This is a genomic window from Bradyrhizobium sp. CCGB20 (genome assembly GCF_024199855.1).
GTDB lineage: Bacteria > Pseudomonadota > Alphaproteobacteria > Rhizobiales > Xanthobacteraceae > Bradyrhizobium.
Window position 1 is genome coordinate 1,833,419 of record NZ_JANADN010000001.1, and the last position, 26,028, is coordinate 1,859,446.

A 26,028-nucleotide genomic window follows, 5' to 3' on the forward strand; every position below is an offset into this window, starting at 1 on the left:
CCGAATCAGGAGACCTTGGATCACGCATCAATCAAAATTAATAGGTCCTGAGCCTAGAAGATGCCGAGAAGGTGCAGCTTGCGCGTATTGAGACGTCACGAAAGACGGCGGCGCGAGGAATCAGCGACGAAATGCGGCCGCACTATCAGCGTGCGATGAAGAAGCTAGTTCCTTTACTCTGCGATGCGCATGCGGAGTGGAAAGAGATCGTCGCAATGAAGCGCGCCATGCTCAACCAAGGACTTCAACTATACGGGATTTTCGAAGTCGAACCCGACTTTCTTGGCTTACCCGATGACCCGACGAGCGATCTCGCCGGATTTTTACGGGAATGTGTCGGCGCGGGATATCTTCGTTCGCTTCCAAAAGAGTTCGAGCGATGATGAAGCGCGGTTATGAGATCGCAGCCGGCGGACCATTTGACTGGAGTATGGCGGCGGCGGATTCGTGTCTGCCATTGATGGCAAGTCGATTGTTCCCTCCGATCCTGGCGGAGAGGTCCGACAACATTTGCAAGGCTATGCGCTGCGGTGGCGTTCCCTGATCGAGCAAAATGGAAACTACTTCTGCTTTCTTCCGCACGCGATCAAGAATCCAATGTGGGGTGAAGCAAAGCGACTCTTGTTTGATCACAACGAGGGTGAAGTGATCGCTACGACGTTGAGCGGTCTGGAGCTTCGCTGCGATGATCATGGCCTAGCGATGCGGCTAGTGATCGGAAATGATGCGGCACGACGTAAAGCGTACGAAACAGTCGAGAGTGGCGAACGCACCGCGCTATCGGTCGGAGTGACTATGCGGGGGGAGTGTGTTGAGGTCGATGATATTCGCGTGAAATGGTGAAGAGCGCCACCTTGCACGAAATCAGTTTGGTAGGAGGCGGAGCTTGTAAGCCGGCGTTTTGCAGCCTCGTCGATGCGGATGCCGATCGTTCGCTGGAGATAGATTCTAAGACGCGTAAGATTCTCAACGACGGCGCCGCGCGCGACTTCATGCGCGCTCTTCAGAATCTCGCTGATGCTTTTGAACAAGATCGCCGCTGAGTTTCAGGCAGCGGCGTGCTGCGTTCACAGCATCCCGGTGTGAGGGCTGCGACCCGGTCGGTGGGGATAGGTCATCGGCCGGGTCAACAACAAGAGAGGAAGCTCCGATGCCTTTTTCTGGCGTTCATATCGCTTGCGGTTTTACTGGCTCGCACGGTGGGTCAAATGGACAGGTCGCTCTGCTTGGCCCCGCTGTTTGGTCTCAAACAATGAGCGCACCAGGCACTACTAGCCAAGTCAGCCCGCACGAACGATTCCCTGATGGCCCAGGCGAGCCGGTCTTCTCCCTTTATTCATCGCAAGACATCTACTTCGCGATCGGAACGGCGCCCGACGCGACAAGCGGCACACGTCGATTCCTCCCAGCCAATACTGCGGTTGATATCTTCGGCGATCGTGCCGGTGGAGAAAAGGTGGCTTGGATTCTGGCGTAGCCATCACGGGCGGTCTGCGGAAGGCCGCAGACTGCGCTTGTCCCGCCCGCGACACCAAGCGGCCCACGCCATTCGTCCGTAATGGATCAAAAGCTGAAAGTCGGCTGGTTGAGCTACAAGGTCAGCTTTGGGCCACAAGGCGACATGAGTATTATATAAAAGAGGCCGCCAACTGGAGCGGCCTCGTATCATTGCCTTCTGAAAATCCTGGAATTGAAGACGGCCGTTACTTCGAGAACAGGCCCAACTCCATTGCGGACCTCGACAGCAAAGCGCTGATCCAGACACCCTTCGATGACTGCTGCACGGGCTGCGTCCATGAGAGCATCAAGCGCCACCTCGTGCGCCGCTTCGGCGTCCGGCAAATCCATGCCTTCAGGGTCTCGTGATCCCGCATGCACCGACTTGAAGTCGAAGAAATAGCGCTCCACTGGGGGCTACGTCGGCGGCTGCAGGCCACAAGAATTGACCCACTCGTCAATGTGAGACGCCGTGTCAGCCTCTCTGGCCTTTTTCAGCAATTGATCTCGCTCCGTCCCGGGCGGAAGGCCGGACGCTTGGGGCGGGCTTCCTGCGCGAAAGCCTGCAGCCTCTCGTGGAGAGATTGAGTTTGTTTGAAACGCCGCCGACGATTGGCCATGGCGCGCTCCTTTCCATTCGAGGAAGGCGGGAGCGCAAGTGGCGTTCTCATCACAGATAAAAGCCACGTTCCGTTCTGTGATGAACGACAATAGCGCGGCGCGGGGCTGGGTTCCTAGCTGAATGGTAACTCTTCAAAATACGCTACTCGCAAAATCCAAATTTGGGCATTGCGCTCGGAAACAAGGCCGACGCCAAAGAAGCTGCCAACTGAGGCAACCTTACTGCCGCTTTAGCAGGTTGGCTAAGTCCATCTCGAACGTCTGCTGTGTCTGCTCGAACAGTCTTAGAAGGTTCATTGAGGCTGACGTCCTGTCCCGGGCAACAATCGCTTGCTGGCGCTCAATAATGATCCTGTCCTGATCAACGTGGCGCTGCGCCAGAGTGATCTTTTCATCCAGCGTCATCGGGCTAACGTTCCCTTCTAACGGCGCCCCTCAATGCAGGAAATAGACGCTCGTAATCGCCATCGCGACGAGCACTGAGCCGCCGATAACGGCAACCACGAGACAAATACGAGCTGGGATTGAATATGTATCGAAACGGGGGTGTTTGATCATGGCACACTGTCCCTTCCTGTCTTGCAGGCGGGAGCGCGATCGGTCTCTCAGTCACCGACGCCTATGGCAAAGCCTCGGTCGGTGATGCAGTGACAATAGACCTCTTGCCGGTCAGTTGCTATTGAATGTTCCTCTGTTGGAACACCTCAGTTCGCAATCCGTTCTTCAAAAGTAAAATAGGCCACTGCGAAATTCAATTTAGGCCACTGGTCGGACACAGGCCAGTATCCGAGCCCACCTTAGGAACGGATCGTGAAAAAGAACTTTTGGGGACAATTCGGTCGGATGTCAGCGACGGGTCAAAAGCGACCTTACGGGTTGGTCACCGCAAGGTCTGGTTTACACGGGGAAACGGGCTCATACCCCGCAAGACTCTTCGCTTCAAAAAGGTCATCGGCCGGGTTGGCATCGATCACAGCGACTGCAAGCGTTTGCTGTCTTTGTTCGTCAGAGTTTTAGGTAGTTGAGCGTAGTTCGCCACAATCCGCCATTTCCTTCGGAATTCGGCGGTCGTGTAGGGGAATGCCGACTGCTCGTTCAAGATGATTGGACCCGTTCGCGCGAGGTCGTCACGCGTGATCTTCTCGGGATCGTGCATGTCGCAATAAATCGCTAGTTCCTGCATAACCATAGGCGCCTTGCGCAGGTTAACAGTCAAAGTGGCTTGCCCTTTTCGGTCCCTTGAGAAGAGGTTCAAATCTTCATCTAAGTCGGACCATCGGAGGCCGTCGTGCCATTTACCGTATTCGCTGTGAACCACATCGGTCTCAATGGCTTCTGACACGGGCACGTAAATGCCAATTACATCTTTCTGACTCAGATGGAGGTCGTACTGAAGGGCCTGAGCCAATGACATAGCTTCGAAGCCGTACTGATGCGCGGTTGTTCGAAACGCAACTATCTGTTCGTTAGTAATCGCCTGCCCTCGTAACGCAGGCTTTTCGAAACGAATTTTACTCAGCGCGGTGGACAATCGTCGGCACTCACGATCTTCCAGAAACACTTCGCCGAAGCGAAATAGCACGCGAAGTCTGGAGATAAGCGAGTGGGCTATCGCCACCTTGCCAGCGCCGACCCAAACTCTGTGCCAGGCAATAAGATCACGCGGCCTAATTTGCTTGAGCGACGTTCGACCGTGCTCGCGGATTAGACGCTCGTACAACCTTATATGCCTGACTCTGACAGCATGGTTGAGTGCGGCGAACGGCGAATGCGGATCAGCGCGAAACTCTTCAATCAAACGTTCAAGCGTGTAGCGCATCTCTGGCCCTCAGTAAGCGTTCAAGAGAATGAGAATCACCAGTACCGCGCCCACTATACCAGCGATGCCTTCCGCGCTGACCCGTGTACCCAAGACGGCTATTTCCATTCGCTGTCGCTGACGCACGGCCCAATCCTTTCAATCTCAGCGTCCCGACTCTCTCTGGGACTTCAGGAGTACATTGGATGTGCGCTGCCCATGACGACAATGACCAAAAGCCCAAAATGCCGATGTCCAGAAAAATCAGGTACTTAGCTGACACTAAGGGGCTTCATCACTCATGGCAAAAGAGCGCGCATCCCTTGTGGCCGTTTACGCTTTATCCCTAAGCGATTGGAATGCTTGCAGCATTCGTGCGCGGCCTCAGGCGCATCGGGGACCGAACAATCAAATGACTGATCACATAAACAACCCCAGACATATCAACTGCCTAGTACGGTTCAGCGCTCTTTACGGTAGAGCGCTGCACCCCTAAGGAAAGCGACTGGTCTTCGCGGTGGCATGCTATCCCTTGATCAGGCAAATCTCTCATCAGCTTTGTGAGCTGCGTCCTATGGCATTTCCGGCTTGTCGGTACCAAAGTCGAACAGCGGGCCGATGCTGATGTCACCGGTGTTCGCTCTTTTTGAAGTTCGCGCGATCTTGCTCGGCGCGCTCTTTCTTTCGATCTTAAGCAGACGAGGGTCCTTATTCGATACTTTTCTGAGCTTACCGGCCTCAGGGTAGTTGCAGGGGATGTGCCAATGAGCCCGGCTTGGCTCGCTTTAACTTCATCGCTATTTCTGGCCACCAGTGAAGTAGCAGCGCACATTTGCGGAAGAATTTCCAACCGGACCACTGGCTCTCAAAAAAAATGACGATCATTCCACATTCGATTAACGCCAATCGTTCGTGGGGTTGTCGCTTCATATCTGTATTGTCCGAAATGATTGCTTTTCCCCCGGCAGCAGCGAACCGCTTCACCCAGGGAACATCACTATGGGGGACGTAGTCAGGATCATCCTTGGTGGGCGAGTAATCCTTCGCGCTCTCCACCTCAAACTTGCCTGATATGAGTTTTTGCAACTGACGTTCGTTGGCGAAAGTCTGGAAGACCCTAACCATTGCAATCGGAACGTTCTCGTCGAATGCGATCTTCAAGCAGCTCTTCGCAATTGATTCTCGAATTTCACGGCTTCTCGAACTTGGCGTTCGGGTATCTCGAAGATGTCAGCAACAAACTTGACACCACCCTCTACATCAACAGCCTTCGCAATCGTTGCTGTTGGAATTCGACTTGTCTTGAGAACTGGATGGCCAAAAGAGAGCTTCGGGTGGACAATTACGTTGGGCGCAATGTCGGGCCGTGGCGTCCACGCGATCATTTCGCCATGAGGATCAAATTCTACGTCCTCACGGAACGACTTCATTACGACGCTGGGCATCTCATAGTTGTGCGAGCGTAGATCATAGACGAGATTTAGGCCATTTCGCCGAGCAATTTCCGCCACTATCTTGCTCCCGTCTGTTTTGAAGACGATGCGGGTCGCGAACGGATGCGGGTGGTTCAACACCTCGCTGGCTTCGTGCATGATGTTACGAATCTCGCGAAGGCCGACGCCCGCCGTCGCAAAGCGCGCAATGAAACGCAGCTCCATTAGATTCGCGAAACTGACGGCGGTCTTCCCACCGACCTTTCCAAGCTGATTTCGAATCACAGGAAGCTGTTTGCCCGTGTGACCTTCCACCCAGACGCGAACGCTGGCTTGTGCAGCATGGACAAGCTCCGCCGCTTCAGGAATCGTATAGATGCCAGCTTCTAGTAGGTCTGGCTGCGCCAAGAATTCCGCTCCCAATCACACGCACCGCGTGCAAAAGAACTTAGCAGTAGAAAAGGCGTCTGGCCAATACCATTCTCTAACGTTGCCCCGGAGTCAGTCGTACCAATCCTTCCGATCACGCGGCAGCACTCGCCCGCGCGCATAACCAGGCGAAGCAAGCTGCTCTAGCCGCCGCTCTAGGAAGTCGTTGGCAACGAGCAACGCTTTGACGGCCTCTCGCGCATCGCCGCCGCAAGTCTCAATGGCCAGATCGGCTGCCGCTTCGAGGCGATCGGGACCGGAGGGCTGGCTGGGGACGGAAGCAGGCATTTGATCGATGTACCAGTTTTGTTCTTGTTCGCAATATGTTCTTATGCGCAACCGGGTACTGGCCTTTTTCCGGCCTCAGTGGCCCAGTTTGATTTTGGGAGTGGCCTAGTTCCGCTTGCAAGGAAGATGAACGAAGCGCTTTGTTCATCTACATGAATAACGGTAATTAGGTATTCTATGTAAGTCACACAGAACCTTGTTACCTCGGTGGGTAACTAAGAGGGGGCGGTGAATTCTGGCCTTATCCGCCCCTTGCAGCGTAGCTTTGCAGGTTCTTGCAATTTGTACGGCGTTGCGGTTGGCGATTGCCTTGGTCGTACATAGCTATACACGAGCGGTTTTCGATGAAGTTTCGCCTAATTATTTGGTCATTAGGGTTTCCAATAGTTAATTTCTTAAGTTTCTTGAAACTATCAATGCGCGATGGTAGTTGTATGTTCAGTTGCTGATGGCGATGTAAAAACAGCACCCCGCTCGAAAGAGCTTCGTGTCTTGCGAATGCAAAGTGGGATTTCGCACAAATAGTCCCCTTAACCGGGGGCTATTTTCGTTTCCACGCCTTTGTTTTCTTCGGTCGCTCAGCTCCGTAGCCCCTGGCAGCCTTATGTACCAAGGCCGTAAACGGTATTGCGTTTAATCGTTCAGGCAGCTGGGGCTTTAGATATGCCGAGGCTACGAACAAAATCACGTCCAAGCTTTTTTGCTTCGCCTGTTCAACGTTGAAAAACACGACATACGGGCCTCCATCAACATCCTCGACGAGAAGCATGTTGCGGCCTTCCGAAAAGTACGCGTGCCCCGCGGAGGCCTCGCGAATGAGGCGGGGCAGGTTTTTCGAAAGCTTTGTTCGGTCGGGGCAGAAACACCGTCGATCTCTCCCCTCACTTAGAATGTAGTGGTCGGGATCTCCATCGCGGACTTCGCGCGCGTAGCAGTGCAGCCCATATGACACGAGCACCCTAAATTTGACCGAGGGGTCGGTCTGGGCAGCCACGTCGATAACAGCGGAATCCAGATGTGTTAGATCGTACTCAACCCCGTCGAAAATCTTCTTCCCATGACTAGACAACAAGACACCCTTAAAACTAGCATGCCGCGCATACCACTACTTTAGGAAAGAATGCAGCGAGTCTATTAACTGTTCGTTAGAACCTGTGGCCAACTAGGAAGGCTTATCCAGTTCGATTTTCAGTTCGACCGGATCGTCCATCTCGGCGCCGTCATAGATTTGCGAGACGTTCATGGCGAAGGTTTTGAACCAGCGAAGGCGCTGCTGGGCAGGCCATCCCTTTTCCGGTTCTGGAATCTTTTTCAGCAGTGCGAGCAGAAGCGGATCGAGGTGCAGGCTCTCGCCGCCGCCACCCCCACCTCCGCCGCCGCCCCCACCATTGCCATCATCGCGCGTCTTGTCTTCTTCACGCTGACCGGCAGCAATTCCGGGCATGACAAGCCGATTGCGCCCCTGTTCGAAGAAGCCTGCTTGGTCGGCTGAGCGTTCGAAAACTTGCCGCGCCTTATCCTTCTGCTTTTCAGCCACTCCGAGCCCGACAATCTCGCGCTCAAGCGCAGCCGTAGGAGGGATCACGCCGCCACGATGAGCGTCGTAAATCGCCTTGTACAATGGCACCGTAAGGAACGCTCGCGCTCGCGCTTCTCGCGCCCGATTGGGATCAACAATGGCGTTACCCAATGACGAGAGCCGATGTCGGCCACCCTCACCCTCAAGAATTCCAAACATGCGAGCCCCGTAAATCTGAGTACGGAACCCGCTACTCTTGACGCTCTGATTTGACCAAGCCGCAAGCTGATCATCGTCGCACTCTCCAGAGCCTACGTTGCTATGGATAGCGTTCGCCATCTCTACGGCGCCGTTTAGGTCAGCATATGGGAACGCAATCGTAGAGCGTTGACGCCCTTGCGCTTCTTCCTTCGAGGCGGCGGTAGCAGTATTCGCCTGATCGCCTTCCATGAGGCTATCTCCTGTCCAACCCGGTGAACTGTATAAGCGTCGTTGTAATGAGCGATATCCAAATTGTCAACGTCGCATGTTGACAATCCGCATTAAGTCGCTTGACTTATCCAAATCTCGCATTAAAAATGTGCGGGTTCCTTGGTTAGGAGGCATTCATGACTAGGAGGGCGGGGAGCCCCGGCGTTTCCGAGCGGCGCGCGGGGCGAGGACAAATAGCAAGGGCCGCTTCCCGGCCATCAACCTAGGGAAAGCGGCCCTTAATCGGGTCTTCTACTCAGGGCTCGTCTAAAGGTAGGACACCAGCCCCTACAAGCGTGGAGATGTCGGTCCGAATCCGGCGCCCTGAGCCACGAATGAGCGGGACCGACGGCGTTGGAGCGCTGCCGATCCCTAGTTACCCACCCCGGGATTGCGCCCCGAAGCGATAACCATCCGGAATATACGCCTTGGAGGGCGTAATTTCTAGAGTCGCTGACGGGCCATCCTTAACCAGAGGATTGCGCCCTCATGAACGTCCTGTCCCGAGAGAAACAAGTCGAAGTCATTGCCGCCCTTTGCGAAGGCGTCGGCGTCCGTACCGCCTCGCGCCTGACCGGTGTCAACCGTGGCACCGTCGCGAACCTGGCCCTCCGTGTCGGGATGGGCTGCATGGAATTGCACGACCGCATCATGGTCGGCGTGCGCACCGACCGCCTAGAGCTTGACGAGCTGTGGAGCTTCGTCGGCAAGAAGCAAAAGAACGTCCAGCGCCACGAAATCAACGCCAAGGGCGATCAGTACGTTTTCATCGGCATGGCCGGAACGCACAAGGCAATCATTAGCTGGGGCGTCGGCAAGCGGAATGCCGAAAGCACTATGGACTTCCTGCACGATCTCCGCAGCCGGGTTATCGGCCAACCTGAGATTTCAACGGACGGCTTCCACCCCTACCGCGTAGCGATCCGCGACGCCTTCGGCGAGAACGCCTCACATGGCGTCATCGTAAAGACCTACAGCGTGACCAACCTCGCCAAAGATGCCGTCACCCGCTACAGCCCGGCTCAAGTAGTAGCGGTAAGCCGCGAAGTAGTATCGGGCGATCCCGAGCAGTACGTCTCCACCAGCTACGTTGAGCGTCAGAACCTTTCACTGCGCATGGCGTCGCGTCGGTTCACTCGCCTCACCAACGGCTTCAGCAAGAAGCTGGACAACCACGTTGCGGCCGTTGCGCTGTATGTCGCGCACTACAATCTGCCGTACCCATGAGGCCCTGCGCACGACGCCAGCGAAGGCGCTGGGGCTCGCGGATCGGGCTTGGACCATCGCACAGCTTGTTGACGCTGCGCTCTCTGTGGCCCCTGCGCTGCCCACGGAGACCCCGCCAGATCGGCGCGGGAAATTCACCGTAATAGAGGGGGGCCGCAGTTAAGCGGCCTCACTCCACATGGTGTCGTCTTCGTCGTTGGTTCGGTGCGAAGTACGCACTCGGACCATCTCTATAGGCGCAATCCCCCCTTCTGGGAACGGCACAAAAATCATGCTCGCGATGGCTTTGGGGTCATATTCGAAGGCCCCATCGCTAAGTAGCGCGCAAATATTGTGTCGGACAAGTTTCTCACTCGCGCCGCCAATTCCATTGTGGTCGTTCTCCCAACGGGAGACGTGTTCAGGAGATAGATCCATTGCGGCGGCAAAATCCTTCTGCTTCATGTCCAGCGCCTTGCGGATAAATCTAACTTCCTTACCGGCCAAGCGCTCGGAACTCTGGGCGCGCGCCATCGCGGCGGCTCGGGCAAGCCCCGGCATGTCGGGGATACCAACCATTTCGTCGCCGCAAGCGGAGCAGCGCTGCACTACAACAGCATTCAAAACTTTGACGACCAAGCCGCCCAAGTCTTCAACGTGCTCTGGCTTCACACTTCTCTCCATCAGTCCATTCTTGCATTTGCAACGCATCGCACAGCCCTTTCAGTCACTTTTTATTCGCCCAGGTCGTGACCACCTTCACCTCTGCAACGTCCTCATAGGCCACGACTACGGCAGTTATTCTTCTACCGTCGTTATCCGTTCCTTCCGCTCTCCATTCCTCTTCTCCATTCTCCTTGTTTGTCTCAACCAATGAGACGGTACAGCGGCCGAGCATGTTGACCACATCGATCTTCTCAATGTCGTCCTTCTTTCGCTCGATCTCAGCATGGTCCGTAAAAAATACCGTTCCGCGTCGCGCAATCCTGCGCAAGCGACCGGCCTCGTGCTCAAATGCCATCGGCTAAGGCTACCACTGTATTCTGACGCGGGTTCCATGGGCTCATGTTGATCTAATGTCAAGTTCCTAGTCCAGTGCCACCTTTGTTATCTCACGAGGTAACGCCTAGATTGTGGCAAACAAGACACATTCCGGCATATATGGTCCTCACATTAGTTGACAATAGGTCAAGTTTTCTTGTCGTGAGGTTCAATTTTCGGGCTGGGAATCGGTTCCTAGTGGGATCGTGGCCCCCTCCGGTGGCCTAGTTTGAAAATAGCAGTGGTCTGATTTGAAATTTGGAACCCAGGTTCCTATGTCAGCTTCGGCTAAAAAGGGAGGCTCAAGTGACCAAACTTTTGAATGCCCGGATCGGTCTCTCTTAGCTGAGATCGCCACCGCCAACTCAATAAAGTGGTTTGGCAAGGGACCCTGGGAGGGTACTTGCTTGCGCTAAGTAAAGTCGCCTGACGGTGCGACAGGGGGAGTGAGCCTATTGCCTGCTCGATACTCACACCCCGCCAAGCCGCCTCAGTTGGCGGCCTCTGTGTGACTCACACAGCGCTTGTCCCGTCGGGCAAAACAGGGGCATGATTACCCTGCGGGGTAACCGTGCAGGCGCCTGCAATCAGCCCCGATGATGCTTCAAGCGGCCGAGCGCTCGACGGCGTTGTCGTGCTTGCAGCAACAAACGTCGGCAACACAAGGCTTGTTCCGGTATACTCCTTCGGTCCGCGGTGACCGCGATCAACCGATAAGATGTGCCCCAGCTCTCGCGGCGGCGAAGATGGCCACGCTAAGTGCGTCCACGATTATCCGATCGTATGAATGCCCGTCCTGCAAGAGCGTGCTGCGGATGGTAGAGCGCACCGAACCGAGCATGTTTCCGCGCCGGTCGGGAACCTGCCCGATAGAGGCGACTTAGTTCGTTGGACGCTTTTCGAGGGCTTACCGATGGCGATCTATGCTTTCGCGGGCACAACGCCGCTGCTTCTTCCTGAACGATTTTTCGTCGGGCAGCTCGAAGGCTGGGTAGTGCTGGAGAATTTGGTCGGTGGACTACTGAAGCGAGCAGCGATAGCTGGCCACGGCGAACGGGATGCGGACACCGATGCGCTGGTGTTCAACGAGACATATACGTTTGACGATGGACACAGCGACACCTTGCATTGGACGATACGAAAAGGCGAGGCTGGCAAGTACACCGGATTGGAAAATCGACTGGAAGGTGAGGCGGTAGGCGAACAAGCCGGTTGCGCGTTCCATTGGAAGTACACGCGCGACACACCGCAAGCGGGCGGTAAGTCCATCAAGCTGAATTTCGACGATTGGTTCTATGCGATCGATGACAGGGTTTGCATCGTGCGAGGTAGCGCTGGGCGTGCGGGAATTCCATTTGCGACGGCGCATGTCACCTACCGGAAGATTTAGCGCTTCGGGCAAAGGCGATGGCCTGAAGCTATAGCTTCCTACCGGTGCGCGAGCTAACCAGATTTTTGATCGACTCGGCCCCCGCGTTCGCGGGAGGCGGCGGCGCACTGCGGACCTCCTTTTGTCGGATGCCAACCGGTACGTAGGGTTTAAGCGGCCATTCGCGAATTCTTACCCCATCATCAGTGAAATCGATTCCAGCGGCTGTAAGCTGATCAAGGACGACCATCAAAGTGATGTCGTGCGGCATACGCCGATCCGATTCCAGATCAACGATTGTGGATTTGTTCACGTTCGCGCCTTCGGCCAGATACGCTTGCGACCAACCGAGGATCGCGCGGGCCGCCCTGATTTGGGCTGCTAGAAGGGAAGTATCTTTCACAAGAATATCCCGGAATCAGTTATTGACACTGGGTGGAAATCCGATAAAACGACGGAATTCCATCTTTTGTCAAGCTAAATGAATCTTCCTGTCCCGGCCAACGACAATATCGGTCCCGATCAGCTTTTACCGTTGAGGGAAGCATGCAAGATCGCGTTTCCACTTGGTGGGAATGACGGTTAGCGGCCTGCGGCGGGAGGCTAGTCGCGGGCACCTTGCGATCATGAGAATAGCAAACAATGATTTCGCAACGCTCCGTAACATCCAAGAAATGGAAATCTATGCCGCGTCGTGGCCGGGGACCTTGCCTCTGTTGGCGTCATGAACGTCGTAAAGGCGGGAACGTCATTGCCCGAGCAACCTGGATCATTATCGACGGGAGCAAGCACATTGCCACGGGATGCTTTGCTGGCGAAAATTCAAAAGCACTGGAATGTCTAGCGCGTTACATCACAGAGAAGTACAGCCCTGTTCGTCGTGAGAGGCTGATTGAAACCATCGATGTCGCGGATGTACTGAACGTCTATTATGACGACACCCGCGCGCGCCAAGCTAACCAGTCCAAGTTGGATGAACGGATACTACGTCTGGCCAGCTGGTGGGGTGGCAAGACGCTCGCAGACGTGAACGGCGAGTCTTGCAGGGCTTACGCGGCGTGGCGTGGCAGCAATGGTGGAGCGCGACGCGATCTCGAAGACCTCAGGGCTGCGATTAACCACCATGAAAAGGAAGGCTATCATCGCGGCCGAGTTCGCGTGGTTCTGCCGGAGAAAGGGCTTCCCCGTGAGCGGTGGCTCACACGATCAGAAGCCACACTGCTTGTATGGACCTGTTGGCGTTATCGAGAGACGCAAACCGTCCATGTCGGCAGTCTCAAGGGTACGAAGGTTGAAACCGATAAGCGGCCGCTGCGGCACGTTGCGAGATTCATTCTAATTGGACTGTATACCGGCACTCGCGCGGGAGCGATCGCCAGCGCTTCGCCGTTCCGAGAACCAGGCAAATCGTTCGTTGATTTGGATTCTGGCATCTTCTACCGGCTCGCTATCGGAAAGCGTGCGACCACCAAGCGGCAAACGCCGGTTCTTCTTCCAAGCCGGCTTCTCGCCCACTTGCGGCGGTGGTCGCGGCTTGGAATCTCGAAGCGCCACTTCGTAGAATGGAACGGGAAGCCGGTTGCTTCCGTGAAGACAGGGTTCGGATCGGCAGTTCGTCTGGCCAAGCTCGACCTCACGATTGGGGAATGTCACGCCTCACACGCTGCGGCATACCGCAGCGACGTGGTTGATGCAGCGCGCGGCGCCAATGTGGGAGGCGGCAGGATTTCTTGGGATGAGCGAAAAGACGCTTCGGGAAACCTATGGCCATCACCATCCCGATCATTTGCATGGGGCAGCGAACGCCATTGGTACGCGCGCGGCACCGAAGAAGAACGTTTCTTTGGTTATTCCTTTGGTTGAGGAAAGAGCGAGGCGGGATATAGCCTCTCAACCGCTTGATCCCACTGGCGGGCCCGGCAGGACTCGAACCTGCAACCAGACCGTTATAAGCGGTCTGCTCGAACCGCCAAGCCGCTAGACCTAATGCACAATTAGCTCCGGCCGCATTGGCTAGCTGCTCAACCGCGCGATATCTCCTTAAACGACTGATAAGGTCTGGTAGCAAACGGAGTTAGTTCGTCAGCTGATAGGGTTCCTAACTGAAGCTTATCGCTCCGTTGAACTCCATTTGACTCACGTCATTTCTGTACGATGCGCCAGGGCTAAGGGGAATTAGCTTCAGGCATCGGCAGCTTGCTGCACAATTTTAGTTCGGCAGACCGCCTTCACTGTCTCGGCTTTTTGCTTCCGACCGTCCGCAATTCGTGACGGATCATGGAGCGGGGCGAACTCGTTCCGGATGATCTGATGGTCGGGCGGATTTCACCTACACGCCTAGAACAAACGGCAAGGCTGTGCGCTTCATCAGACCGCACTTCGGGAATGTGCTTAGGCCAAGGCCCATCCAAGATCAGAATGGCGCGCACAAGAGCTGCCGGCGGTATCAATGCAACTGGCAGAAGCCCACGCGGTATCGATCTACAAACGCCGATAAGCAGTGGGCTGACCAGGGCAACCTCTTGAGGCTCCACATCCAGCTCGCAAGCCGGGGGGCTTGACACCGCGAAAAAAAATCAGTCTAGTTATGCAAGTAATGGGTCTGCCAGCCCTTCGTCGATTGGTCCGAACCCGTCTTAGCGTCAGAGAGGCAATGGTGGAGGAAATTCGTGTCGAGCGGCGAGATAACGTTGCGCACGTCGTTCTGAACCGTCCATCGGTAAGGAATGCCGTGACGCTTGCGATGTGGCGCGAACTGGCCGACATCTTCTTGGGCTTTGCCAGCGATCGGGATGTTCGCGGCGTCATTCTTCGTGGCTCGGCCAAGGACTTTTCCGTCGGCGCCGACATCTCAGAATTCGAACGCATCAGAGAAGACCACCATCAGGCGGCCGCATACGAAGTCGCGGTCGATGCCTGCTCGGGGGCGATTGCCTCGCTGGGAAAGCCTGTCATCGCCGCGATCACTGGCTACTGCCTCGGAGGCGGTTGCCATCTCGCGCTCGCCTGCGATTTTCGTTTCGCCGATCGCAACGCCACAATCGGCATTCCCGCGGCCAAGCTTTCTATCGTTTATGGCGTGAATAGCGTGCAACGCCTCCTCGCACTCACCGGCCTGTCGAATGCCAAGCGGATACTCTATTCGGCAGACCGCTTCGAAGCAGAACAAGCCATCCGAATGGGCTTGATCGATGAGCTTCACGACAACGCCGTCGCGAGCGCCGAGAAGTTCGTTCAGCGCCTGTCTGCCAACGCGCCGCTCTCGATCGCCGGCGCTAAGTTCATGCTGAACGGTCTCATCATGGGTAACGGAGCAATGGATCTCGTGATAGCACAGCGGCTCGTCGACGAAGCGTCTGACAGTAAGGACTTCCGGGAAGGCCGCGAGGCCTTCGTGCAGAAGAGAGCGCCGCGTTTTCTCGGAGAATAGTTCGCATGGTGAGGATTCGAGATTTGGAGAGGGCTCATGAAGCCTGCCAAGTTTGACTATGTCTCGCCATCGACGGTGGAGGCCGCCATCGAGGCACTTGTCGCCTCGAAAGGAGAAGGAAAGCTGCTGGCCGGCGGTCAGAGCCTGCTGCCGCTCCTGAACTTCCGAATGGCGCGACCTTCGGTTCTGATAGATCTCAACCGCATCGACGGGCTTTCCTACATCGAGGACCGGGAGGATCGGATCGCGATCGGAGCGCTGACGCGACATTCCGATCTCGAATGTTCACCGCTCGTCGCTTCAAGGCTTCCCGTCATGGCGGCCGCGATGCGGCACGTGGCGCATCTGGCTATACGCAATCGCGGTACGATCGGCGGCAGCCTGTCCCATGCGGATCCCGCCGCCGAGCTGCCGATGCTATCGGCGTTCTACAATGCAAGGATCTCCATTCAGGGACCGAATGGGCTGCGGGCTGTCGCCGCGGAGGAGTTCTTCATAGATGCCCTGACGAGTTGTCTGGAGCCAGACGAAATGGTCGTGGAAGCTGAATTTCCGATTCTCGAGCACGATGGTTGGGCCTTCGAGGAGATCGCGCGGCGCTTTGGCGATTTCGCGCTGGCAAGCGTTGCTCTTTCCGTTCGTCGCTCGGGCTCAAGCCTCGAAGACGCGCGTATCGCGGTAATGGGTGTCGCGGACACTCCGCTGCGCTTGAAGGAAGCTGAGCGGGAGCTCGTCGCCCTGACGCTTGACGAACAGGCTCCGGAGCTCTTTTCCGAGATCGTCGCATCGAAGGTTTTGCCGAACGACGATCTTCATGCTTCAGGCGAGTACCGCACGCATCTCCTAAAGGAACTGTCCAAGCGCGCATTGCGCACTGCTCTGGCATCAAAGGAGCACGCGGCATGACGGATATATCTGTGAAAGTAAACGGAGAGCGATACGTTATCCGGGACGTCGAGCCTCGCATGCTGTTGTCCGACTTCCTCCGCGATCGGCTGGGGCTCACCGGAACCCATGTCGGCTGCGAGCATGGCGTCTGCGGCGCCTGTACCGTGCTTGTGAACGGCGACAGCGCGCGCTCTTGCCTCATGCTGGCGGTCCAGACCGACGGCGCCGATATCATGACCGTCGAAGGACTGGGGTCGCCCGAAGAGCTTAACGTCCTTCAATCGCAATTCCGCGAGCATCACGGGCTTCAGTGCGGCTACTGCACGCCCGGCATGCTGATGACCGGCGAGGACCTGCTCAGGAAATATCCGCTGGCGACCGACGAGGAGATCAGGGAGGGTCTTTCCGGAAATCTTTGCCGCTGCACGGGCTACCAGAACATAGTGGCGGCGATCCGCAGCGCCGCTGCGAAGCGCTCGGAGAGAAAGTTATGAAGCTGAATTTTCTCGCCGCCGGACGTCTGCGAATGAAGAAGAGCATCTACGTCGCCGACGCAGAACGGAACGAGACGATCGATCTTCCAGTTAGCAGCGCGTTGATCCGGCACAAGCAGGGTAACGTGCTGTTCGACACTGGATGTCATCCGTCCGTAGTCGACCATGCGGAGGAGCGCTGGGGATCGCTCGCCAAGGTCATGAAACCGCTTATGAGCGCGAACGAGACCTTGCTGCCGAACCTGGCTTGCACGGGCCTCGGGCCGGACGACATCGACATCGTCATCAACTCGCACTTTCATCCGGACCATTGCGGCTGCAATCAGTTCTTCCGCAAGGCGACGATTTTTGCCCATGCCAAGGAGATTGAAGCGGCGAGGGCGCCTGGCGCCGACACCGCAGGATACCTCAAAGTCGACTGGGATTACGGACAGCCCATCGAGCCCGTAAACGGCGAGAAAGATCTGTTCGGCGACGCCACCTTGGTGCTAGTTCCGCTTCCGGGCCACACGCCCGGGACGATTGGCGCGCTCGTCAGCCTGGATCGGGCCGGCCAGTTCCTGCTCGCGTCTGATGCGGTCAGCCTGCGCCAGAACCTCGATGCGGACGCGGCCCCCCGCAACACTTGGAACGTCGACCAGCAGATGAAGACGTTCGCAGAGATCCGCCGGATCGAGAAGTCCGGTGTTACCGTCATCTGCGGACACGACGATGCGCAATGGCAAGGTTTGCGCAAAGGTGGCGACGGCTATGAATAGAGATCATCGCGCCAATTCGCTCGACATGATGCGCCCGAAAAACGTCGGCGCGCCGATTAGGCGTACCGAGGATCCGCGTTTGCTGGTCGGTAGCGGTGAATACACGGCCGATCGAAGGCCGGACCGCCCGTTGCATATCGCCTTCCTGCGCAGCGCACAGGCGCACGCGAAAATTGTGCGGGTCGGCACCGCTGCCGCTCTGGAGTCGCCGGCTGTCGTGGCGGTACTGACCGCGGAGGAGATTGCCGGCGACTTCAAACCGGTCATCCCGTTCTCGCGGATGCCGAATTACTACGCGACCCCGATTCTGCCGCTCGCCTCCGGAAAGGTGCGTTACGTCGGAGAGGCCATCGCCGCCGTCGTCGCCACCTCGCGCTATCTCGCCGAGGACGCGCTCGAATTGATCGAGGTCGACTACGAACGGTTGGAGCCGATCGCGCGCGCGGAGGCGGCGATCGCCGACGATGCGGCTCTGCTACACGAAGAAGCTGGGACTAACGTCCTGATCGCTCGCGAATTCAGAAAAGGGGACGTCAGGGCCGATCTAGCCGCCGCTGCGGTGAGGGTAGGTGGGCGTTTCGAGATGACCCGCAAGGCGGCACTCGCGATGGAGCCGCGCAGCTACGCTGCCGAGTACGAGAGGCGAAGAGACGCGCTCACGCTCTACACGTCGTCGAACATACCGGGAATCGTTCGCGACGCCATCTCGGAATCGCTGTCGCTTCCGGGGCACCGCTTGAGGGTGGTCGCCCCCGACGTCGGCGGTAGCTTCGGTTCGAAGGGGTCGCTGTATCCGGAGGAGCTCCTGATCTGCATCGCCGCACGCAAGCTGCGCCGATCGATCAAATGGACGGCAGACCGGCTCGAGGACGTCAGCAGTAGCAGCCAGGCCTTTGCCGAGATCGTTGATGCCGAGATGGGATTCGACGCGAACGGTATGGCCACCTCGCTGCAGGCAGACGTGATCGGCGACGTCGGCGCCTTCTCGATCTATCCGTGGACCTGCGGCCTGGAGCCAGTGCAGGTCGTCAGCTTCCTGCCCGGCCCGTATAAGATACAATCCTATCGTGGCGCGGTTCGCGGCGTTGCGACGTGCAAGCCGCCGACCGGTCCCTACCGTGGCGTTGGCCGGCCGGTTTCGACCTTCGTCTGCGAGCGTCTGATGGACATGGGCGCCAAGACGCTTGGGATCGATCCCCTCGAGATCAGGCGTCGCAACCTGGTGCGGGCTGACGAATTTCCATACCGTATCGCGTCCGGTATCATTTGGGACAAGACCGGTTTCGTCGAATGCCTGGAGGCTGCCGCCGAGGCAGCGGGCTACGATCAGCTTCGAAAGGAGCAGCTGGAGGCACGCAAACGCGGGCGACTTTTCGGGATCGGCATCGCTTCGTACGCAGAATTGACCGGCATCGGCTCACGAATCGCCGTGGCGCCGGGTATGCCGATCAATACGGGCTCGGAAACCGCGAAGATCACGATCGATTCGACCGGAAGTATCACCGCAGCGTTCGGCGTCGCCTCCCATGGCCAGGGGCTCGAGACGACCTTGGCGCAGATCGTCGCCGACGACCTCGGTGCAAGTTTTGAGGACATTCGTGTCATCCAGGGCGATAGCGACGAGGTCCCGATGTCGACCGGGACCTACGCAAGCCGTAGCGCGGTACTCGGCGGCGGTGCTGCGAAGCATGCCTCCGAGATTTTGAAGGGGAAGATCAAGCGGGTCGCATCGCATCTCCTCGAAGCCAACGCGGATGACCTCGAGGTTTTCGAAGGCAGGGTGACAGTACTCGGCACCGATCGCACAGTGTCTTTCAAACAGATCGCGAAGGCCGTCTATTCCGACATGAAGACGCTGCCGGTCGACGCGCGGGAGGAACTGACGGCGAGCTACACTTATGATCCGATCAACGGCACGACCGCGGCAGCAACTCACATCGCCGCGGTCGAGATCGATCCGGCGACCTGCTTCGTGAAGATCCACAAGTTTGTGGTCGCCGAAGATTGTGGCCGCATCATCAATCCGATGATCGTGGATGGTCAGGTTCACGGCGGGGTAGCGCAAGGGATCGGAGCGGCGCTGTTCGAGGAGCTGATCTACGACGACGATGGACAACTTCTCAGCGCGAGTCTTGTCGACTACGTGATTCCGTCAGCACCTGAAGTTCCGATGATGGATGTCGTCCACGTCGAAAGCGAGTCGGCGGTGTCGGGCGGATTCCGCGGCATGGGCGAAGGCGGCACGATCGGAGCGCCGGCGGCGATCGCCAACGCTATCGCCGACGCACTATCGTCCTTCGACATCGACGTCTCGATCCTTCCAATGACGCCAGAACGCATCTTCAGGCTCATCCAGAACGCAAAGCTCAAAGCAAAGGGAAAATCATGACTGATCTCAAGGGACGAGTAGCGCTGGTGACAGGAGGCGGCCGCGACGTCGGTGCTGCGATCTGCAAGATGCTGGCGGAACGTGGTGCGTCCATCGCCGTGAATTACCACAGTTCGAAGGCCGAGGCAGAAGCTGTCGTCGCTGAGATCGAAAAGACGGGCGGGAAGGCGAAAGCCTATCAGGCCGACATCGCGGATGCGGACGTGGTCAAGAAGATGGTCGCTGACATCAAGCGCGACTTCGGCGGTCTGGACATACTCGTCAACAATGCTGGATTGGTGTTCCGCAAGCGATTCAGCGAAAGCACCCCCGAAGAGTGGAAGAAGCAGATCGATACCTGTCTCTACGGGGCCCTGAATTGCTCTCACAGCGCAGGGCCGCTGCTTGAAGCATCGGGCTGCGGCCGCATCATATCTATCATGGGGGATTCCTCGCGGGTCGGCGAGTCCGGTTTGGCGCTCGGGGCCGCCGCCCGCGCAGGCACCATCGCGTTGATGAAGTCGCTGGCTCGTGAATGGGGCCGCTCTGGCGTGACCGCCAATTCGATTTCGCTTGGTCTGATCGAGACCGCACACGACAAGTCCTGGGTGGATGCCAATCGCGACAAGCTGGTCAAAGCCTACGCCATTCGCCGTCTAGGCCTGCCCTCGGACGTGGCTCCCCTGGTAAGTTTACTCGCCTCCGACGCCGGCGCCTGGATCACTGGTCAAGTGATCAGCGTGAACGGCGGATATTCGATGGTCTGATGGGAGGCGGCGATGCTGCACGTTGATCTGATCGCACCGATCGCGACGCTCCTCGAGCGTCACGCTAAGAGCCGACCGGAACAGGTGGCGTATTGGGATTCGACGCGGTCTGTCACCTACGCGCAGCTCGCCGACCGAACTGCTTCGATCGCGGCGAACCTGACGACGGCCGGCTTGAACGAAGGCGACAGGCTCGTGATCTACTTGCCGAATGGGGTGGACTGGATCGAAGCCTGCTTCGCCGCGTTGCGCGCCGGCGCGGTCGTGGTGCCGATTAGCTTTGACGCGGCCGAGGGGGAGGTCAGCTATCGCCTGACAGACGCAGACTGCGGTTTTGTCGTCACCGCGGGCGCGCGCAAGGATCTGCTGGAAAAGATATGCCGGGACCAGCATATCTCACCGACAGTGATCTTCGCTGGGGATGATGCCGACGGGGCCGGAGTATCAATGGCGGACCTCGCCAAGGCGCGCGGTGTCGCGTCGTTCGATCCGGATGACATTGATCGGTCCTCATTCATCATCTACACGTCGGGCACCACGGGACGGGCAAAGGGCGTGCTGCTGTCGATCCGCGGCATGCTGTGGATTTCGGCAGCGTGCTGGGCGCCGATCGGCGAATTGACAAGTAGGGACGTGATCCTGTCGCCGCTTCCGCTCTTCCATTCCTACGGCCTTAACCTTTCCGTGCTTGGGGTCCTTGCTGTCGGCGCCAGTGAGCACATCATGGAGCGCTTCTCGCCGCAGCAGGCGCTCGAACTGCTGCAGACTGGCAAATACTCGCTCATGCCAGGCGTGCCGACGATGTTCCACTACCTTCTGCTCCGCGCGCAGGAGGCTGGCATCGAACGCTTGGGGGCCGTGCGCCTGTGCATCTCGGCAGGCGCGATCATGCCTGCAACACTGAACGAGGCTTTCGAGAGCCGCTTCAAGACACGGCTCCTCGACGGATACGGCATCACTGAGACTTCCACGATGGTGACGATGAACTGGCTGCACGGCGGCAGGCCGATGGGATCTTGCGGACTCCCGGTGCCCGGGCTCGCGGTTCGTATCGTCGATCCGTCCTCGTTGGAAGACGTCCCGTTCGGCGAGGAAGGTGAACTGATCGTCCGTGGACCGAACCTCATGCAAGGCTATCACAACAAGCCTGCGGAGACAGCATCGGCGCTGCGCAAGGGTTGGTACCATACGGGCGATCTCGCGAAATCGGATCCATCAGGCTATCTGACGATCACGGGCCGCATCAAAGAACTGATCATTCGCGGCGGTCAAAACATCGCGCCGGCCGAGATCGAGGAAGTCGTCGTGAAATACCCTCAGGTCAGGGATTGCGCAGTCGTCGGGCTCAGGCACGCGACACTCGGCGAGGTACCGTGCCTCTTCGTGGTAGCCAAGGATGGCGCTTTCGATATCCCCGGGCTGCTGGAGCATTGCAGGGCGCAGCTCTCCGCATACAAGATCCCGGAGTACACGCATCTCGTGGCAGAAATTCCGCGAACCGGATCTGGCAAGATCATGCGCTTCAAGCTCGTCGAAGCTCTGAGCAATCAAGCTTGAGCGGCTCGGGCGGTCAGTCTACGGAGCGCGGACCAAGCGCGCCGAAGGATTTCGGGTCGTAGGCGAGACGATACCGCATGTCGGTAGCTACGATCGGCGTCTTGCACCGGTCGCAATCGACGACAGGATCAAAGTCGTGGCCGCACTTGATGTGCGTGAGGATGAGCGGCGGCTTTCCCTTCGAAAGCCAACGATCTCCCCATCGCAGCATGGCGATGAAGGGACCGTAAAGCTCCAAACCCATGTCGGTTAGGAGGTATTCGTACCGGTCGGGAGAACTCTGGTATTGTCTTCGGCGGAGCACTCCGTTGGCAACTAAGCGATTCAGCCGATCCGTCAGGATGTTCGGCGCGATTGCGAGTTCATTGAGGATCTTATCGTAGCGGCGGTTGCCAAAAAAACCCTCCCGGACGACCATGAAGCTCCATTTGTCGCCGATTATCTCGAGGGCGCGGGATACCGAACTTGGGCGGCCGAGCACGAAGCGGCTTCCGTCGGAGGGACGCCGTGTGTTGCGACCAGGCTTGGCGGGACTGCGGCCGGCGCCAGGGCCGTCGCGATACTTCGCGTCCCGAGCTCCAACGCTCTCACTGCAATGGGAACACGTGACAATCGGGTGACTCTCGCAACCGCAGGTCGCGTGGACAAGCGTCAGCGGCGGCGGCTTGCCTTTGGATAGCCAACGGTCGCCGAACTGCATGAGAGCTATAAAGCTCGGATAGAGGTCGAAGCCCATTTTCGTCAGCCTGTACTCCTTCCTTTGTGAGGAGCCGGGCGCAACTTGGCGGAAAATCGCGAGCTGCGTCAGCTTTTTGAGCCGATCAGTCAGAGTAGCCCGGGGAATGCCGAGCGCCGATCGAAAGGCTTCGAACGTCTGTGTCCCGAAGAATGCCTCGCGGATGATCAGGAAAGCCCATGCGTCGGAGACGATGTCCAACGTACGAGCGACAGAGCAGTTGCGTTCCGTTCGTCCAGCAGCCGTACGGGTCGCCGTCGCCGGCGCCTTGTGTTTGGCCGAGGTTATAGGCTTTTGGATTTTAGCAGCGACAGGCATCCGATCGGTCCGCTCACACAGCCGCCACGACCGGACAGCCTTGAAAAGTTGCGCATCTGTAGCACGGTGGCGCGATTGACTCCGTGAAAAAAATAAGTCTAGTTATGCATGTAACCATAGTCTAGTTATGCTAGTAATAAAAGCAGGATCGGAAACGAGATTATCCGGGAGGAATGACATGAAGCGGGAAGTGGAAAGTGGCCTGATTGCGGCGGCGATCCTGATGATGAGCTTTGGCGCCAGTGCTCAGACGGTCGCGGTCTCAGACGATGTCGTGAAGATAGGTGTGCTAACCGACATGTCCGGGCAGTTCTCGCACGAATCGGGTGAAGGCGCGGTGACTGCAATCAAGATGGCCGTCGAAGATTTTGGCGGCAAAGTTCTCGGAAAGCCGATTGAGGTCATCGTCGCCGATCATCAGAACAAGCCCGACACGGCTTCCGCGCTGGCGCGAAAATGGTTCGACGTCGAGAAGGTCGACGTGATCGGCAACCTCATCAACTCCTCAATCGCGCTTACCGTCTCCGGCCTGGCGAAGGACAAAAACCGGATCGCTATCATAAACGGCTCCGGATCGTCTCGTCTGACCGGCGATGCGTGTACGCCGAACAGCATACACTATTCCTACGACACGTATGCGCTCGCACGCGGAACCGGGACCGCGCTGGCGAAGGAAGGCAAGAAGTCCTGGTACTTCCTGACAGCGGACTATGCGTTCGGACATGCTCTCGAAGCCGACACTTCAACTGTCGTGAAGGCGATGGGTGGTGAAGTCGTTGGATCGACGCGATACCCGCCTGAGTCCTTCGATCAGTCCTCGTTCCTGTTGCAAGCGCAGTCGTCGAAAGCGCAGGTCGTGGCGTTGGCAGGATCCGGCAACGTGTTGGTAAACTCGATCAAGTCCGCGCAGGAATTTGGAATTCAACAGCGCCAAGCGTTGGCTGGCCTCCTCGTCTGGGAAACTGACATTAAGGTCCTCGGTCTTCCGGTCGCCCAAGGATTGGTATTGACGAACGCTTTCTATTGGGATCGCGACGATGAGACGCGCGCATGGTCGAAGCGGTTCTTCGACAGGATGAAAGTAATGCCACATATGGGGGACGCCGGCGACTATTCATCGACCATGCACTATCTCCGCGCGGTGGAAGCCGCTGGCACCGACGAAGCGCAGGCGGTCATGAAAAAGATGCGTGAGATGCCCATCAATGATTTTTTTGCCAAGAGCGGGCGTATTCGAGAGGATGGGCGCATGGTGCACGACATGTACGTATACGAAGTCAAGAAGCCGTCGGAATCGAAGGGCGATTGGGATTTCTACAAGCTCCGCGAAGTGATCCCGGGCGATCAGGCCTTCCGTCCGCTCAAGGATAGCGCTTGCCCGTTGGTGAAGAAGGGTTGAGCAAGTTGGAGCCGGGCCCGGACGCGGATATGTCATAGGCCCGCATGTAAGGAGGCATCTTGATGGACCAGGAAGTTGTCGCAGTGAGCTCAGCAGGGTTGCCCAATCCGATTAGCACTGGGGCTGAATACATCGAGAGCCTCCGCGGACGTAGATTGACCGTGTATTTGATGGGCAAGCTGGTCGATGAGCCGGTCGACAATCCTATGATTCGACCTTCGATCAATGCAGTGGCAAAAACGTATGACCTGGCGAACGAAAATCCGGCCCTCGCGTCCGCAGTCTCGCCACTCACCGGCGGGAACGTGAACCGGTTCCTCCATGTTTCCGCCAGCCCCGCCGATCTCGTAATGCAAAACAAGATGCAACGCCGTCTTGGGCAGCTGACAGGAACGTGCTTCCAGCGCTGCGTGGGCATGGATGCACTCAACTCGCTGCACTCGGTAACGTACGATTTGGATGGAAAATACGGCACGCACTACCATGCGCGATTCACGCAGTTCCTCGCGCGTGTGCAGGCAATGAACCTGGTGATTGGAGGGGCGATGACCGATGTCAAGGGAGACCGCAGTCGGTCGCCTTCACAACAGTCGGACCCTGATTTATTCCTGCACATTGTCCGTCGCACACCTGAGGGCATTTTTGTCCGAGGAGCGAAGGCGCACCAAACGGGCTGCTTAAACTCGCATTGGTTGATCGTTATGCCGACAATGAGATTGGAGGCGGCCGACAAAGATTACGCGATTGTCGGCGCGATTCCGGTCGATGCTCCTGGCATAACCTACATATACGGCCGGCAATCTTGCGACACCCGAAGCACCGAAGGGGGGGATATCGATGCAGGGAACGCGCAATTCGCAGGCCAAGAAGCGATGATCATTTTCGAGGACGTCTTCATTCCAAATGAGCACGTTTTCCTCGACGGGGAATTCGAATTTGCTTCGACACTAGTCGAGCGATTCACCTGCTATCACCGTCGCAGCTACGTCTGCAAAACAGGCGTGGGCGATGTCCTAATCGGTGCCGCGGCAACGATTGCTGACTACAACGGTGTCGAACGCGCATCGCATATCCGCGACAAGCTAGTCGAAATGACCCATCTCAACGAGACGATCTACGGCGCGGGGATTGCAGCGAGCCATCAAGGAACCGAGATGAAATCCGGAGCCTATTTGCCGGACGAGATGCTCGCGAATGTCTGTAAGCATCATGTTGCGCGGCTACCCTACGAGATCGGTCGGCTGGCGCAGGATCTCGCCGGCGGCCTAATGGTGACATTGCCGTCAGAGCGCGAGCTCAGGCATGAGACGATCGGTCCTATCATCGAAAAATACTTGAAAGGGCGGCCTGATATCGCAACGGAGGACAGGATTCGCATTCTACGCCTGGTTGAGAATATGACCCTTGGCAGAAATGCCGTGGGCTATCTAACGGAGTCCATGCATGGCGCCGGTTCGCCGCAGGCACAGCGTATCCAGATCGCGCGCTCGATGCAGATCGAATTCAAGAAGGATTTGGCCAAGGCGCTCGCTGGTGTCTCTTCCGCATCGTCCGCGGAAATCGAAAATGATCTCTCGATTTACATGGCTAGAGTATTCGCGCCTATTCGCAACTGAGACCGCGGAGCCAGCCTATCTCGAT

The 26,028-nt window shown here is 57.4% G+C and carries 26 protein-coding genes; 15 read left to right on the top strand and 11 right to left on the bottom strand.

Annotation, left to right across the window (positions count from 1 at the left end; genetic code table 11):
* Nucleotides 1–71: 71 nt before the first annotated feature.
* The 3 genes from NLM15_RS08375 to NLM15_RS08385 all read left to right on the top strand — a co-directional run bounded on the left by NLM15_RS08375 (nucleotide 72) and on the right by NLM15_RS08385 (nucleotide 1,043).
* Entirely contained in the window at nucleotides 72–383 is a 312-nt protein-coding gene (locus NLM15_RS08375; RefSeq protein ID WP_254116479.1) for a hypothetical protein, read from the top strand.
* A gap of 64 nt (nucleotides 384–447) precedes the next feature.
* Nucleotides 448–843 (top strand): HK97 family phage prohead protease, encoded by a 396-nt coding sequence (locus NLM15_RS08380; RefSeq protein ID WP_254116480.1) that lies wholly within the window; start codon nucleotides 448–450, stop codon nucleotides 841–843.
* On the top strand, nucleotides 837–1,043 hold the full coding sequence (locus NLM15_RS08385) for a hypothetical protein (RefSeq protein ID WP_254116481.1): 207 nt from the start codon (nucleotides 837–839) through the stop codon (nucleotides 1,041–1,043). The genes NLM15_RS08380 and NLM15_RS08385 overlap by 7 nt, the downstream gene beginning before the upstream one ends.
* A gap of 622 nt (nucleotides 1,044–1,665) precedes the next feature.
* On the opposite strand, the gene NLM15_RS08390 is transcribed toward NLM15_RS08385, so the two are convergent.
* The 7 genes from NLM15_RS08390 to NLM15_RS08425 form a co-directional block, all read right to left on the bottom strand.
* Nucleotides 1,666–1,908, bottom strand: coding sequence for a DUF6894 family protein (locus NLM15_RS08390; protein ID WP_254116482.1), 243 nt, complete (start codon nucleotides 1,906–1,908; stop codon nucleotides 1,666–1,668).
* Nucleotides 1,909–2,337: 429 nt separating this feature from the next.
* Nucleotides 2,338–2,523 carry a hypothetical protein gene (locus NLM15_RS08400; RefSeq protein ID WP_254116483.1) on the bottom strand — a complete coding sequence of 62 codons (186 nt, stop codon included), beginning with the start codon at nucleotides 2,521–2,523 and terminating at the stop codon, nucleotides 2,338–2,340.
* A gap of 565 nt (nucleotides 2,524–3,088) precedes the next feature.
* Nucleotides 3,089–3,937, bottom strand: a complete 849-nt coding sequence (locus NLM15_RS08405; RefSeq protein WP_254116484.1) for a hypothetical protein — start codon at nucleotides 3,935–3,937, stop codon at nucleotides 3,089–3,091.
* Nucleotides 3,938–4,654: 717 nt separating this feature from the next.
* Nucleotides 4,655–5,077 carry a hypothetical protein gene (locus tag NLM15_RS08410; protein WP_254116485.1) on the bottom strand — a complete coding sequence of 141 codons (423 nt, stop codon included), beginning with the start codon at nucleotides 5,075–5,077 and terminating at the stop codon, nucleotides 4,655–4,657.
* On the bottom strand, nucleotides 5,074–5,757 hold the full coding sequence (locus tag NLM15_RS08415; protein ID WP_254116486.1) for a hypothetical protein: 684 nt from the start codon (nucleotides 5,755–5,757) through the stop codon (nucleotides 5,074–5,076). Before NLM15_RS08415 ends, NLM15_RS08410 begins: the two co-directional genes overlap by 4 nt.
* Before the next feature lie 850 nt (nucleotides 5,758–6,607).
* Nucleotides 6,608–7,135, bottom strand: a complete 528-nt coding sequence (locus NLM15_RS08420) for a hypothetical protein (RefSeq protein ID WP_254116487.1) — start codon at nucleotides 7,133–7,135, stop codon at nucleotides 6,608–6,610.
* Nucleotides 7,136–7,228: 93 nt separating this feature from the next.
* A complete protein-coding gene (locus tag NLM15_RS08425) occupies nucleotides 7,229–8,035 on the bottom strand; it encodes a hypothetical protein (RefSeq protein WP_254116488.1) in 807 nt (268 codons plus the stop codon).
* A 510-nt stretch (nucleotides 8,036–8,545) separates the two neighbouring features.
* On the opposite strand from NLM15_RS08425, the gene NLM15_RS08430 reads away from it, so the two are divergent.
* The gene (locus tag NLM15_RS08430; protein ID WP_254116489.1) at nucleotides 8,546–9,283 is read left to right on the top strand and encodes a transposase; all 738 of its coding nucleotides are present in this window, start codon (nucleotides 8,546–8,548) and stop codon (nucleotides 9,281–9,283) included.
* A 159-nt stretch (nucleotides 9,284–9,442) separates the two neighbouring features.
* On the opposite strand, the gene NLM15_RS08435 is transcribed toward NLM15_RS08430, so the two are convergent.
* A complete protein-coding gene (locus NLM15_RS08435; protein WP_256565399.1) occupies nucleotides 9,443–9,973 on the bottom strand; it encodes a type II TA system antitoxin MqsA family protein in 531 nt (176 codons plus the stop codon).
* A 16-nt stretch (nucleotides 9,974–9,989) separates the two neighbouring features.
* Nucleotides 9,990–10,283 (bottom strand): hypothetical protein, encoded by a 294-nt coding sequence (locus NLM15_RS08440; protein ID WP_254116491.1) that lies wholly within the window; start codon nucleotides 10,281–10,283, stop codon nucleotides 9,990–9,992.
* A gap of 933 nt (nucleotides 10,284–11,216) precedes the next feature.
* Between NLM15_RS08440 and NLM15_RS08445 the strand changes: the two genes are divergently transcribed.
* The gene (locus NLM15_RS08445) at nucleotides 11,217–11,693 is read left to right on the top strand and encodes a DUF3833 family protein (RefSeq protein ID WP_254116492.1); all 477 of its coding nucleotides are present in this window, start codon (nucleotides 11,217–11,219) and stop codon (nucleotides 11,691–11,693) included.
* Nucleotides 11,694–11,721: 28 nt separating this feature from the next.
* On the opposite strand, the gene NLM15_RS08450 is transcribed toward NLM15_RS08445, so the two are convergent.
* Complete coding sequence (locus tag NLM15_RS08450; RefSeq protein WP_254116493.1) at nucleotides 11,722–12,075, bottom strand: helix-turn-helix domain-containing protein; 354 nt, start codon at nucleotides 12,073–12,075, stop codon at nucleotides 11,722–11,724.
* Between the two features lie 239 nt (nucleotides 12,076–12,314).
* Here NLM15_RS08450 and NLM15_RS08455 point away from each other — a divergent pair, with 239 nt between their 5' ends.
* The 8 genes from NLM15_RS08455 to NLM15_RS08490 all read left to right on the top strand — a co-directional run bounded on the left by NLM15_RS08455 (nucleotide 12,315) and on the right by NLM15_RS08490 (nucleotide 21,934).
* On the top strand, nucleotides 12,315–13,535 hold the full coding sequence (locus NLM15_RS08455) for a site-specific integrase (RefSeq protein ID WP_309144922.1): 1,221 nt from the start codon (nucleotides 12,315–12,317) through the stop codon (nucleotides 13,533–13,535).
* A 790-nt stretch (nucleotides 13,536–14,325) separates the two neighbouring features.
* Nucleotides 14,326–15,102 (top strand): enoyl-CoA hydratase-related protein, encoded by a 777-nt coding sequence (locus tag NLM15_RS08460; RefSeq protein ID WP_256565401.1) that lies wholly within the window; start codon nucleotides 14,326–14,328, stop codon nucleotides 15,100–15,102.
* Between the two features lie 36 nt (nucleotides 15,103–15,138).
* On the top strand, nucleotides 15,139–16,008 hold the full coding sequence (locus NLM15_RS08465; RefSeq protein ID WP_254116494.1) for a xanthine dehydrogenase family protein subunit M: 870 nt from the start codon (nucleotides 15,139–15,141) through the stop codon (nucleotides 16,006–16,008).
* Nucleotides 16,005–16,484 carry a (2Fe-2S)-binding protein gene (locus tag NLM15_RS08470; RefSeq protein ID WP_254116495.1) on the top strand — a complete coding sequence of 160 codons (480 nt, stop codon included), beginning with the start codon at nucleotides 16,005–16,007 and terminating at the stop codon, nucleotides 16,482–16,484. The genes NLM15_RS08465 and NLM15_RS08470 overlap by 4 nt, the downstream gene beginning before the upstream one ends.
* On the top strand, nucleotides 16,481–17,242 hold the full coding sequence (locus tag NLM15_RS08475; protein WP_254116496.1) for an N-acyl homoserine lactonase family protein: 762 nt from the start codon (nucleotides 16,481–16,483) through the stop codon (nucleotides 17,240–17,242). Before NLM15_RS08470 ends, NLM15_RS08475 begins: the two co-directional genes overlap by 4 nt.
* On the top strand, nucleotides 17,196–19,631 hold the full coding sequence (locus NLM15_RS08480; protein ID WP_254116497.1) for a xanthine dehydrogenase family protein molybdopterin-binding subunit: 2,436 nt from the start codon (nucleotides 17,196–17,198) through the stop codon (nucleotides 19,629–19,631). The genes NLM15_RS08475 and NLM15_RS08480 overlap by 47 nt, the downstream gene beginning before the upstream one ends.
* Entirely contained in the window at nucleotides 19,628–20,377 is a 750-nt protein-coding gene (locus NLM15_RS08485) for an SDR family NAD(P)-dependent oxidoreductase (RefSeq protein ID WP_254116498.1), read from the top strand. The genes NLM15_RS08480 and NLM15_RS08485 overlap by 4 nt, the downstream gene beginning before the upstream one ends.
* Nucleotides 20,378–20,389: 12 nt before the next feature.
* On the top strand, nucleotides 20,390–21,934 hold the full coding sequence (locus tag NLM15_RS08490; protein ID WP_254116499.1) for a class I adenylate-forming enzyme family protein: 1,545 nt from the start codon (nucleotides 20,390–20,392) through the stop codon (nucleotides 21,932–21,934).
* Nucleotides 21,935–21,947: 13 nt separating this feature from the next.
* Here NLM15_RS08490 and NLM15_RS08495 read toward each other — a convergent pair whose 3' ends face one another.
* A complete protein-coding gene (locus tag NLM15_RS08495) occupies nucleotides 21,948–22,871 on the bottom strand; it encodes a helix-turn-helix domain-containing protein (RefSeq protein ID WP_254116500.1) in 924 nt (307 codons plus the stop codon).
* 295 nt (nucleotides 22,872–23,166) lie between these two features.
* Between NLM15_RS08495 and NLM15_RS08500 the strand changes: the two genes are divergently transcribed.
* Nucleotides 23,167–24,387 carry an ABC transporter substrate-binding protein gene (locus NLM15_RS08500; RefSeq protein ID WP_375166829.1) on the top strand — a complete coding sequence of 407 codons (1,221 nt, stop codon included), beginning with the start codon at nucleotides 23,167–23,169 and terminating at the stop codon, nucleotides 24,385–24,387.
* A gap of 62 nt (nucleotides 24,388–24,449) precedes the next feature.
* On the top strand, nucleotides 24,450–26,003 hold the full coding sequence (locus NLM15_RS08505; protein ID WP_254116501.1) for a 4-hydroxyphenylacetate 3-hydroxylase family protein: 1,554 nt from the start codon (nucleotides 24,450–24,452) through the stop codon (nucleotides 26,001–26,003).
* Nucleotides 26,004–26,028: the final 25 nt, after the last annotated feature.